Origin of the sequence: Pseudoroseomonas cervicalis ATCC 49957 (genome assembly GCF_000164635.1) — a bacterium.
In the GTDB taxonomy this organism is placed as follows: Bacteria; Pseudomonadota; Alphaproteobacteria; order Acetobacterales; family Acetobacteraceae; genus Pseudoroseomonas; species Pseudoroseomonas cervicalis.
This window is the reverse complement of record NZ_GG771114.1, coordinates 1-867: the sequence shown is the minus strand read 5'-3', so window position 1 is coordinate 867 and position 867 is coordinate 1. Positions and strand designations below refer to the sequence as shown.

Sequence of the window (867 nt, the reverse complement as noted above, 5' to 3'; positions counted from 1 at the left end):
GCCGCCTGGGCACGGGCCAGGCGCGGCGCGGCCAGCGGGGCCAGGGCGGCGGCGGCGGTCAGGCCGAGCAGTCGGCGGCGTCGAAACAGGCAGGTCTGCCTCATGGTTGCGCTCCCAGCGATCGGTCTCAGGTGAAGTTGCCCGGTATTTCAGCATCCGCCGGCCGGCGCGGCGCCGGGCGGGGCGGACATTTCATTTCAGCAATCACCATGCCAGGATCGGCCGGCCCGCCCTGGCGCCGCCGCGCCCCCCTGGAGCGTCGCCCGCCCAGCCCCCAGATGCCTCAGGGCTGCCACCCCATCCGAGCGGAAGGAGGCCTGTCATGAGCCTGACGTCGAAGGAGATCGCCGCGATCCTCGGCCCGGTGGACGAGGACCTGCTGGCCGAGCTGCTGCGCAGCGGCGCCAGCCGCGAGGAGCTGGCCGAGGCCTGGGCCTGGTCGCAGAATGATGAGGCGCTGGTCAATGAAGGCCGCCCCCTGCCCTCCGGCCGGGTGGCGCGGCTGGTCGATCTGCTCAGCCCGCCGGAGGAGGAGCCGGAGCGCTGATCCGGCGCCACGCCGCCGCCACGGAAAGGACCGTTTCCGCGGCCTGGCCGGCGGGGCGGCGGCGTGGCGGGAACGTCCGGGCGGCGGCCGCGTTCAGCCAGTCACGGCCGCCCTGCCGCCCCGCACCAGGAGGAGCCATGACCGACCGATCCGCCCTGCCCCGCCGCCTGCTGCCCTTGCTGGCGCTCGGCCTCGCCGGGGCCGCCCGCCCGGCCCATGCGCAGGCCTGGCCCGGCGAGCTGCAGCGCCGCCGGGAAGAGGAGCGCCGCCAGGCCGGGGAGCGCGCGCGCCAGCAGGCGGAGCGCCGGCAGCGCGAGGAG

2 protein-coding genes are annotated in these 867 nt (G+C 76.6%); both read left to right on the top strand.

Features of this window, described 5'->3' with window-relative positions; all coding sequences use genetic code 11:
- Positions 1 to 322: 322 nt before the first annotated feature.
- Entirely contained in the window at positions 323 to 547 is a 225-nt protein-coding gene (locus HMPREF0731_RS22050; protein ID WP_007006481.1) for a hypothetical protein, read from the top strand.
- A gap of 137 nt (positions 548 to 684) precedes the next feature.
- Positions 685 to 867, top strand: a 183-nt coding sequence (locus HMPREF0731_RS22045) for a hypothetical protein (RefSeq protein ID WP_040614444.1), incomplete at its 3' end; no start/stop codon positions are given.

Excerpts from the sequence above, each read along its gene's own strand:
- HMPREF0731_RS22050 (WP_007006481.1), top strand. The coding sequence starts at position 323 with ATGAGCCTGACGTCGAAGGAGATCGCCGCGATCCTCGGCCCGGTGGAC.